The 9,992-nt window shown below is 52.3% G+C and carries 11 protein-coding genes; 5 read left to right on the forward strand and 6 right to left on the reverse strand.

Annotation, left to right across the window (positions count from 1 at the left end):
- Positions 1–3: 3 nt before the first annotated feature.
- From ABIK47_04530 to ABIK47_04550, 5 genes are read left to right on the forward strand one after another with little or no spacing between them, the layout of a single operon-like run.
- Positions 4–441 carry a hypothetical protein gene (locus ABIK47_04530; GenBank protein ID MEO0019891.1) on the forward strand — a complete coding sequence of 146 codons (438 nt, stop codon included), beginning with the start codon at positions 4–6 and terminating at the stop codon, positions 439–441.
- A 22-nt stretch (positions 442–463) separates the two neighbouring features.
- A complete protein-coding gene (locus ABIK47_04535) occupies positions 464–712 on the forward strand; it encodes a hypothetical protein (GenBank protein ID MEO0019892.1) in 249 nt (82 codons plus the stop codon).
- A gap of 11 nt (positions 713–723) precedes the next feature.
- Positions 724–1,239, forward strand: coding sequence for a bifunctional pyr operon transcriptional regulator/uracil phosphoribosyltransferase PyrR (gene pyrR, locus ABIK47_04540; protein MEO0019893.1), 516 nt, complete (start codon positions 724–726; stop codon positions 1,237–1,239).
- A 2-nt stretch (positions 1,240–1,241) separates the two neighbouring features.
- Positions 1,242–2,186, forward strand: coding sequence for an aspartate carbamoyltransferase catalytic subunit (locus ABIK47_04545; GenBank protein ID MEO0019894.1), 945 nt, complete (start codon positions 1,242–1,244; stop codon positions 2,184–2,186).
- Positions 2,179–3,522: a dihydroorotase gene (locus ABIK47_04550; GenBank protein MEO0019895.1), complete on the forward strand. Its 1,344-nt coding sequence runs from the start codon at positions 2,179–2,181 to the stop codon at positions 3,520–3,522. Before ABIK47_04545 ends, ABIK47_04550 begins: the two co-directional genes overlap by 8 nt.
- Before the next feature lie 36 nt (positions 3,523–3,558).
- On the opposite strand, the gene ABIK47_04555 is transcribed toward ABIK47_04550, so the two are convergent.
- The 6 genes from ABIK47_04555 to ABIK47_04580 form a co-directional block, all read right to left on the reverse strand.
- Complete coding sequence (locus ABIK47_04555) at positions 3,559–5,667, reverse strand: PQQ-binding-like beta-propeller repeat protein (GenBank protein ID MEO0019896.1); 2,109 nt, start codon at positions 5,665–5,667, stop codon at positions 3,559–3,561.
- Between the two features lie 28 nt (positions 5,668–5,695).
- Complete coding sequence (locus ABIK47_04560) at positions 5,696–6,574, reverse strand: FG-GAP-like repeat-containing protein (protein ID MEO0019897.1); 879 nt, start codon at positions 6,572–6,574, stop codon at positions 5,696–5,698.
- Positions 6,575–6,598: 24 nt separating this feature from the next.
- On the reverse strand, positions 6,599–6,901 hold the full coding sequence (locus ABIK47_04565) for a hypothetical protein (protein MEO0019898.1): 303 nt from the start codon (positions 6,899–6,901) through the stop codon (positions 6,599–6,601).
- Positions 6,902–6,960: 59 nt separating this feature from the next.
- Positions 6,961–8,256 carry a peptidylprolyl isomerase gene (locus ABIK47_04570; protein ID MEO0019899.1) on the reverse strand — a complete coding sequence of 432 codons (1,296 nt, stop codon included), beginning with the start codon at positions 8,254–8,256 and terminating at the stop codon, positions 6,961–6,963.
- Between the two features lie 29 nt (positions 8,257–8,285).
- Positions 8,286–9,125: a peptidyl-prolyl cis-trans isomerase gene (locus tag ABIK47_04575; GenBank protein ID MEO0019900.1), complete on the reverse strand. Its 840-nt coding sequence runs from the start codon at positions 9,123–9,125 to the stop codon at positions 8,286–8,288.
- A partial coding sequence (locus ABIK47_04580) for a peptidylprolyl isomerase (GenBank protein MEO0019901.1) occupies positions 9,122–9,992 on the reverse strand: 871 nt, incomplete at its 5' end. The genes ABIK47_04580 and ABIK47_04575, both read right to left, overlap by 4 nt.

Below are 9,992 nucleotides of genomic sequence, written 5' to 3' on the forward strand. Positions count from 1 at the left end.
ATCGTGGCAGGTGAGGAAGAGAAGAAACCCGAGGGGATTTCCTGGAGCGTTCACCGGGCGAGGGAAAGTCCCATCAAGACGGTATTCGCCCTACTTTTCCTAATCATTTTTACAGTTTTTACATTTTTTTCGCTGGGTTTGGCACTGGCGCTGGTGGCGGTAGTGGTTTTGGGCGCGGCAACGCACACCTATTTTCTGCCCATTTCCTACCGGCTGGACGCCAAGGGGGTTACAGTTGACAAGCGCATTTTTCAGTATACCTATGAGTGGGGGCGGTTCCGGCGGTTCTTTCATACCCGGGGTGGGGTGGTTTTGAGTCCGTTTGCCCGGCGTAATTTCCTGGACAATTTTCGGGGGGTGCATCTTTTGCTGCCCAGGGATGCCGGGGAGGTGATTGAATTTCTTAAGAGCCGGTTGCCCGGACCGGATGATGTTTCTTGACTTTGGGCAAAGGGGGGAGATAATGAGCGAAAGAGCAAAGATGAAAAAGGAACAGCGGAAGCAGCAGAAGGTAAAACCGAAGGCACCGGCAAGGCTGCCGGAAGGTCCCATGGTCGCTTTCAAACCAAAGAACTATCTCCTGTTGGGTGCTGGCGTGATAGCAATTGTTGCCGGTTTTGTTTTGCTTTCGATGGGTTCAACGAGGGTGGCGCCGCTGCTCTTGGTTACCGGTTATTGTGTCTTGGTGCCGCTCGGGCTTTTGTTAAAATGAGGCGGCGGCTGTTGACGGCAGAGGATATTAAGGCGACCGTCAGCCGGCTGAGTGAGGAGGTGGCGGCGCGCAATCAGGATATTGACAATTTAGCCCTAATCGGAATTCAGCGCCGGGGGGTGCCGCTTGCCCAAAGGATTGCCCGGGAATTGGGCAAAGGGTCTGTGCCGGTACCGGTGGGTTCGATTGACATTACCCTTTACCGGGATGATTTGCAACTGGTGGCAGAGACCCCCCTGGTGCGCGGCTCAAACATCAATTTTGACATCAATGGCAAGACGGTGGTATTGGTGGATGATGTGATTTTTACCGGGAGAACCGTCCGGGCGGCGCTGACCGAACTACTTGACTTCGGGCGTCCGCAGCGGGTGCAGCTGTTGGTCTTGATTGACCGCGGGCACCGGGAGCTGCCGATTCAGCCCGATTTTGTTGGTAGGTTTGTCAAGACAAAAAGGGATGACCTGGTTGATATCTATCTTGAGGAGGTTGACGGCAAGGATGAGGTGGTTTTGACCAGGAAGGGTTAGCGGTGGCGTTGCAGCACCTGTTAGGGATAGCGGAGCTGACGCGGGAGGAGATTTTAACCATCTTGGAGCAGGCAAAGAGGTTCCGGGAGGTGCTGGACCGACCGATACCGATTGTGCCGGCGCTGCGGGGAAAGACGATTGTCAATCTCTTCTTTGAACCTTCCACGCGCACCATCACCTCCTTCACACTGGCGGCGAGTAGGCTTTCAGCCCAGTGCCTCAACTTTGCGGTGAGCGCCTCATCGGCAAAGAAGGGCGAGAGCCTGTTGGATACGGTAGAAAATATTCTTGCGATGAGGGTGGATGGGGTGGTGGTGCGTCATTCCCTTGCCGGGGTGCCCCATTTCCTTGCCCGGCGGGTAAACTGCTTTGTTGTCAATGCGGGTGATGGCTGTCATGAGCATCCCACCCAGGCGTTACTTGACAATTTTACTCTCCTGGAGCGGTTTGGCAGTCTGGAGGGGAAGCGGGTGCTCATTGTTGGCGACATCGCCCATTCCCGGGTTGCCCGTTCCAATATCATCTGTTTGAACAAATTGGGGGCAAAGGTGGCGGTGTGTGCACCACCGACGCTTCTGCCAGTAGGGGTTGAACATTTGGGGTGTGAGGTGTTCTTCCGGCTGGACAAAATTCTTTACGAGGTGGATGTGGTCCATATGCTCAGACTACAGGTGGAGCGGATGGGTGCGGGTTTGATTCCCAGTCTGCGGGAGTACCGGCAGTTTTATGGGTTGACAAGGGAGCGTCTTTCGAAATTGAAGCCAGAGGTGGTGATAATTCACCCTGGTCCGGTTAACTGGGGGGTGGAGATGGATTATGATGTCAAGGAGATGCCCCAGACCTTGATACTGAATCAGGTGAAAAACGGTGTGGCGGTAAGGATGGCGGTGCTTTTCCTTCTTGCTGCCGGGAGGGGGCTTTTGACCGAGGAGGCCGGTAGTGGGTAAGATACTGTTTACTGGTGGGAGTGTTATTGACCCGGTTGGTGGCAGGATAAGAAGGGCGGATGTTCTGATTGAGAATGGATTGGTGAAGGCGGTTGGTGCACGCATCAAGGCGCCAGACGCAAAGAAGGTTGACTGCCGCAACCGTTTTCTCGCACCAGGATTCATTGACCTGCACTGCCATCTGCGGGAGCCGGGTGAGGAGATAAGTGAAACCATTGCCTCGGGCGCCTGGGCGGCTTTTGCCTCAGGATTCACCCAGATCTGTCCGATGCCCAATACCAATCCAGCGATTGATTCCGAGGCGATGGTGCGGTTTGAACTGGAGGCGGCAAGAGGTGTCAATGGTGCGAGGCTAATTCCGGTTGGCTGCTGTACCAAGGGCAGGCAGGGCAAGGAACTGGCAGAGTTAGGTGGGATGAGCATGGCTGGGGCCCGAGCGGTGTCTGATGATGGCAACTGGGTTAGTGATGCTAATTTGATGCGCAGGGTTTTGGAGTATGCCAAGACATTTAACCTTTTGGTGATGTCCCATTGTGAGGTGCCCGAACTTTCTCTTGGTCTGGCGGATGAGGGGTTTGTTGCCACACGGCTGGGTTTGCCCGCTTCACCCGGGATTGCCGAGGCGATAGCAGCAATGCGGGATATAATGCTTGCCGAGTGGACCGGCGCACCACTGCACATATGTCATGTCTCCAGCCGGGAGACGGTAGAGGTATTACGGTGGGCAAAGGCAAGGGGAGTTGCGGTAACCGCCGAAACCTGCCCCCATTATTTTACCCTGACGAGCGAAGCTTTGGGCAGGGAATATGATAGCAACCTGCGTGTGAATCCACCGCTGCGCAGTGAATTAGACCGTAAGGCAATCGTCCGGGCGTTGAAGGATGGCACGATTGATGCAATTAGCACCGACCATGCGCCCCATACTTCTGAGGAGAAGGAGAGGGAGTTTGAGGCGGCTGCACCTGGCATCATTGGGTTTGAGACCGCATTCAGCCTCTGTTATGAGGTGTTGGTGCTGAAAAAGGTGCTGACCCTGCCCGAACTTGTTGCCCGGCTCAGCACCGCACCTGCACAGATTTTGGGTTTGGAGCCGCCGGCGATTGAACCAGGGAAGGAGGCAAACCTGGTCTTATTAGACACCGAGGTGAGATGGGAGTTCAGCAGAGAGAGGGTGCTTTCCCGTTCTTTTAACACCCCTTTTCTCGGTAGGATGATGCGGGGTAAGGTGGTGGCGGTCTTCTTGGGAGAAAATTACTATTTTGATTCAGAATTTTTGGGAGAACAATCTGAGGTTGGTAAGTTTCCTAAGGTAGGTTTTAAAAAAACAGGAGCGTAAATTTACGCTCCTGTAAATGCTGGATAGAGTTTGTTGTTATCGGCGATAGATTATGCCGAATTTACCGGTGTGCCGCACATCATGCCGGAACATCGGCCAAGGGCTTTGCATAAGAGTGCGTTCAGGTCTACCCGCAACCGCAAATATGAGACCATCGGGTGTGGCGATGTAGATAATGCCATACTGGTCAATTACAGGCGAAGGGAAAAGGTCGATTGAAAAGCGAGGTCTGGGAAGGGAAGGGGATTCCAGCAGAACCTCCCAGGCGATAGTCCCTTCAGGGGTGATACAGTAAAGCTTTTCAAATGTTGAATCTGCCGGTCCAGCCAAATAGAGATGCCCATCTGTTGTCAAGAGGGGGGTGCTGGTGATGGAGGCGTTAGGGTGAAGCAGGCAGCGCCAGAGGGGTTCGCCATTAGGGGTTAATTTATAAAGATAGCCATCGTCACAGCCGAAATAGATGTTGCCGTTAGCATCAATCACAGGTGAAGAGCTGATGTCATTGAAATGCGAGGCAACATGGTATGACCACAGAGATTCACCATTAGGGGAGAGGGCAAAGAGGTCACCTTGGTCGGTACCGAAATAGATGTTGCCATTATTGTCAACGGCTGGAGATGACTGAACCACCGCGTCAACAAAATACTGCCAGGAGAGCGTTCCGTCGGCATTGAGGCAGGTCACATATCCAGAATCGTCAATTACCACTACCCGGTTGTCAGGCAAGATAACCGGTGAGGAACTCACCTCACCCGGTAGCGTCCTATTCCAAACTTCGCTCCACCCGGTGTGGTTATCTTGGAGTTTGTGGATTTTGCGGTCATCACCGGCAATATAGATGAAGTTGCCGTCGACCGCTGGTGATGCCGAGAAGGCGTCTTGTCCTGGAATTTCGGGAAAATGCCAGCGAACGCTGCCAGCCGGATTAAAGGCATAAAGGAGCCCATTTTCGTTGCCGATATAGATGGTGCCATCAGCGCCAATCGCGGGAGAGGAATGGAACTCATCCGATTCCTCGATGATAGTGGCATAAAACAGGGTTTCTGCCTGATAGGCATCGATGGCGTAGAGTTTTGCGTCCAAGCCGCCAACAATTATCGCCGGGCGTAATTCTGTGCCCGTGGCTGCGGTGGCAAATGCCGGGGAGGAGATGAACTCATCGCAAGTAACCGCCCAGAGGACACTCCCTTCTCCGACAACCTCAAAGGATTTCGGGGCAGAGGTGTCAGAGACAAGACCGAGCGAGTCTTGGGCGATTGCCCGGATGTAATAGGTGCCGGTTTCAGGGAAGCGGATTGAGTCAACCCCTTTATGTCCAGATGGTCCAAGTGGGGTCCATTCCGATGTCCTGCCATCACTGTAGATGAATTGATAACGCACCCGGTCACGCTCAGGGTCAAGGGCACTGGCATAAAACCGGTAATAAGGACCATTGGCGATTCCTCGCATTGGACCGGTTACTTGCGGCGGGTTAGGGGCGGTATTTTCCTGGAGTGAGATGAAGGTCTTTGCCGGTGAGGTGTCGGAAACGAGACCCGTTTTGTCCCAGGCAAGGCAGCGGATTTTTTTTATCCCCCGATAGAAATACCGGACCGAATCAATAAATGTGTCGCCGGAAGCCTTGAGCGGGCTGAGAACCGATACCTGTCCCTCATCCCAGAGGAATTTGATTTTCACAGAGTCGCCATCCGGGTCGTGTGCTACCGCCTTGAAAACCTGCCATTGGCCCACCCAGCCGGAATCGGGTCCGATGGGCGCGGAAACAACAGGTTTGTGGTTGGCACCGGTGCTAACCTGGACAAGCAGGGTGTCAGACCATTCCAGACTGTAGTTGCCTTTTTCATCTTTTGCGCGCACCCGGACAGGATAAAAGCCTTCGGTATCCCAGGAGTGAATCGCAAATGAGGTGTCACCAGATGGTCTCAGTAATGTGGTGTCGGCGGTGTTATCACCCCAGTCCCAGATGTAAAGGATGCGGTCTTTGTTCGGGTCGGTTGAGACAGTTTTATAGGTGGCGCTGTCACCTGGTGCAACCAAAGTTAAACCCGCCGGTTTTGCTGGGATGGTGGGTGGTTTGCTACGGCAGCCGATACCAATGCAAACAATTGCTATTAACAAAGGAAGAAAGAGCAATTTTTTCTCCACCTTCCCTCCTCTTTTATTCATCCTCTCCCTACCTGGTTAAGACAATCCTGACCTTTGCAGGTCCAAGCCGGCAGAAGTATACCCCTGAAGTTGCGTTATCTCCGTAATCGGTAGAGCCGTCCCAGATGGCAAAGTTTTGGTTACTGGGGAGTGGAAGGGTGCGGATGGTTTTGCCGGTGGCATCAACAATGGTTAATGGGGAGGTAAAATTTTTCCTGTTGATGGTGATGCGAATCGGTGGTTTGCCTAAAACAGGGGTGGCAGTAATTTGTGGTAAGGGTGAATTGGTTGGTTTTGGTTCTTCTGTACCTACAAGGGGTGCACCTAAGTAGAGGTTGACTGTCCCATCATAACCAGAGATGAGGAAGTCAGGAAAGGTGTCGGCATTCCAATAGCCGAAGCCGCAGCGTGAGCCATAGATGCCGGGCGCCTGGATTGGTTGCCCGTCTATGGTTTTAAGTGTTTCTGGTGGTGCCAGTTCCGGGCTAGTATTGGTGCCGATATTGCGATAGAAGCGGACATAACCGTCATTGGCGCCGCAGATGAGGTCAAAGACGCTATCACGGTCAAGGTCAAAGATATAGGGATTTATCCGATAAAGGTTAATGGGTGAACCTTGGACCTCGATGTAGGAGTAGTCCTGAAATCCGGGCCAGGTGTCAGCGGTCTGATTGGGATAGAAGTGGATGTAGCCGGTTTCTGTTCCCAAGAGCAGGTCTTTCATGCCGTCGCCGTTCCAGTCAACCACTGCGGGCTGGGAGTTGTTGCCAACATCAAGAATGGTTGAGTCCAGCAACCGATATTGATAATATCCTATGAGGGTTGTATCCTGACGGATAAAGACATTGAAGTAGCCGTTGCGGTCACCGGAGACAATATCAAGTTGACCATCAGAGTTCCAATCCACAACCTGTGGAGATGAACCCACGCATCAACCATAGGGCAACTGGATTACTTCTCCATTGGCACGCAGAAGTTCATAGCCGTTGAACTCGGGTGCGGTATCAGGACCGATGTTCTGGTAGTAGCGGATATTGCCATAACTGAACTGACCACAGATGAGGTCTTTGGCGCCATCAAGGTTCCAGTCAACCATCACCGGTGCACCATAGTAGCCGACATCAATTGGCACACCGGCATCCAGGACAGGATAGGGACCGGTGAATAGGGGGGTGGTCCCGGGGACGAGCCCTATCATAATAGTTAAGAGAATCATTGTTATGGTTTTGGACATATTACCTCCTTTTTAAATTATTATAATTAAAATAGTTAGTATGGGCAAGATCTGGAGTTTCAATTCTTGCCTTTGACTTCCACATAAATCCCGCGTTCAATCCGGTTGAGGTAGTTGCGTAAACGCTCGGTGAATTTCTGCTGATAGATGTAGTTGCGGATTGGCTCCTGCATTTCGGCAAAGGTGAGCTGGCGGGAGGGTTCTTTATTTATCACCTGGATGATGTGAAAGCCGTGTTCAGAAAGAATTGGTTCTGAGATGTCACCGGTGTTGAGATTGGCAATTACCTGGTTAAATGGCGGGGAGAGCCCTTCAAGAAGAAACTCGCCGAGGTAGCCACCTTCGCTTCCGGTCTGGGGGTCGTCAGAATAGAGTTTTGCCAGGGAGTCAAAAGGAATCCCGCTCAGAGCCTTATTGCGGACCATATTTGCCCGGTTGCGGGCACGGATTGTGTCGGCACGGGTGAGAGGGACATTGATGAGGATGGTTCCCAGGCGCACTCTGCCCCCCTGTTCGTTTTCCTTTTTCAGGATGATATAACCCTGGCGGGTGCGAAACGGCGGTGATATTTGACCGGTTTTGAGCTGGTTGAGCACGAGGGCGAGTTCAGGTTGGGTTGCAGAGAGGTCTTCCGTCTCCATCCAGCCCCAGTCACCGCCTCTGGCGCGGGTTTTTGGGTCCTCAGAAAAGGAGCGGGCAAGGGTGGCAAAATCACCGCCTTTTGCTAAGAGTTCCAGCACCTCCCAGGCGCGCTCTTTTGCCGCATTTTCAACAGAATCGCTGGGTTTGACCATAATCAGGATATGGGCGAGTTCCACCTTACCCGGAACTTGGGCGATGGAATCTTTATTTTCGTTGTAAAACCTTTCGGCTTCAGTTGGCGAGACATAAATATTGGTGAGCCCTGACTTTTCCAAAAGCCGGCGGGCAAGGAGGTTGCGCCGGACCTCTTCGGCAATGCGGTCTTTGAGCATCCGTTCGCTCAACCCCTCCTCCTGGAGCGCCTCTTGAAACTCCTCTTCAGATTCAAACCGCTGCCTGATGTTTGTGATGTTCTCCTGAACCGCGGCTTGCACCTCCTCGCGGCTGACATCAATGGACTCCCTCTCTGCCTGTTCGTTCAGGAGCGCCTCGTCAATTAGTCGGCGCAAAGCCTCCTGACGCAAAATGGAGTCCGGGCTTAAGGTGTCGTTGGTTACAAGGCGGATATAGGTTAATAGTTGCTGCACCTCACTTTCTAAAACCACCCTTGTGCCGATAATGGCGGCGATGCTGTCAGCACTCCCGGCAAAAGAGGCACCAAAGGGATAAATAGTGACCAATAACCAAAGTATGATTGGTTTTTTGTAGTTCATAGAATTAATAACCAGAGGACATTTTCTTCCTATCGGGTATATTCTTCAGGGGAAAGCACCACCTTTGCCTTTTCCTTCAGGCTCGTGAGGAGGCTGTCCATTACCTGGCGTCGCCGCTGTTCCTTAAGTGCCTCCCCGATATAATATTGGGTTGCCTGATTAAGCGCGGGGTTATCGGTAAGGACCCTTTTTTCTAAGACCTTGACGATTTGATAGCCGACAAGGGTGGGAATGACGGGTGAGATCTCTCCCGGTTTAAGGTTAAAAACCGCCTCTTCATCAGCCAAGCCCCAGCCAAATGACATGCCCACCCCCCGGGTAGGGTACCCGGGAACGGTAATATAGGATGTGTCAAGCGACCTTTCCCGGGCAAGTTTGGCGAAGTCGGCACCAGCGAGGAGTTCTGAGCGGGTCTGTTCCGCAATGACAGAATCGGCGATGACCATCAGCATCATTTTTAAACCGAGTCCAAAATCGTCCCGGTGTTTCTGGAAGTATTCAAGAATCTCGCCTGAAGTGGGTTCCGCGGTTTCAGCAATCCGGGAGGTTAATTCTGATGCCAGATACAGCCTTTCATTCCAGGCAAGTCCAGAAATGACTTTCTCATCCTTCAAAAATCCCCGGCGGATCGCCTCTTGGGCGAGGAGGTTGACCGCTACCATTCGGTCCAATATCTTCGGGAGATTGGCGGCTGTTACCTCAACGCGCAGTTGTTCTGCCGCATAATTGACCTCAGGGACCGTTATTCGGTCCTGATTTACCGTTCCGATTACTTTGCCCTGCGGGGCGCGCAAACCGGAGGGTGATTTCTGGCAACCCGTAATAAGGGTAATGGTTAAGAAGGTTAAAATCAAGGTAAAATGCTTCACTTTTTCTCCTTTTTCTTTGTTATCACCTCTTGCAGTACCCGGTTCAATACTCGCTGATTAATGTTAATCCGGGCACGGGAGCGTAACTCCTCTACGAACTGGTTATAACGGGCATTGCGCCGTTCAAGAAACAAATTGTTGCGAATGAGTTGGGCAACAGCATTGAAGTCATCACCAGGATAGCGGTCACGATGGGATGAGTAGAACTCCTTCCCTTCCTCCTCGCTAACGGTTATCTGGCTGGTGATGGCCCGGTTATATAGCGTTTCATAAAGCAGTTTGCGACGGGTGCGCTCAATCTGCTCAGCCACCTTGGGCAGGCGGTCAAGTTTGCGGTTGAGGGCATCCTCATACATCAGGTCATCCTCAATCGCACGCTTGATGGCGTAGGTGCGGATGGCAGTGTCAATTCCCAAGGGTAAGCGCCGAGCGATATGGAGCAAGTTTCCGACCTTCACATATTTAGTGGAGTCACGCACCGCCACCCAGATTTCCCTTTCCGCCGGTGTGATGGAATCAGCCGGTTTGTGAAAGACCCTCAGACCAGCCGGATTATACACGAGCCGGGCACGCAGATTTTTCACATACTCATTTGCTGCCTGCCTTTGTCTTGATATTTTCAGTTGCTCCTCCAGTTGCTGTTTTGCCTCATTAAATGGGGGTAGGGGTGGGTCAACCGGTCTCCGGTCAACAAGGAGAATAATCTCATAACTGGAATCAAAGAAAACCGGCTTAGTGAATTCTCCGGTTTTAAGTGCCGAGATTGCGCTCCGCAATGGCTCTTCGATGTAGTATTCTTGGATGTAACCGATGTCGCCGCCGCTGGTTTTACTGGGATGGATGGAAAGGCGTGTTGCCAGAGTTTCA

The organism is candidate division WOR-3 bacterium (assembly GCA_039801245.1).
Classification (GTDB): Bacteria; Hydrothermota; Tepidihabitantia; order Tepidihabitantales; family Tepidihabitantaceae; genus JAOABP01.

Excerpts from the sequence above, each read along its gene's own strand:
- ABIK47_04535 (MEO0019892.1), top strand. The coding sequence starts at position 464 with ATGAGCGAAAGAGCAAAGATGAAAAAGGAACAGCGGAAGCAGCAGAAG.
- ABIK47_04565 (MEO0019898.1), bottom strand. The coding sequence starts at position 6,901 with ATGTCCAAAACCATAACAATGATTCTCTTAACTATTATGATAGGGCTC.
- ABIK47_04570 (MEO0019899.1), bottom strand. The coding sequence starts at position 8,256 with ATGAACTACAAAAAACCAATCATACTTTGGTTATTGGTCACTATTTAT.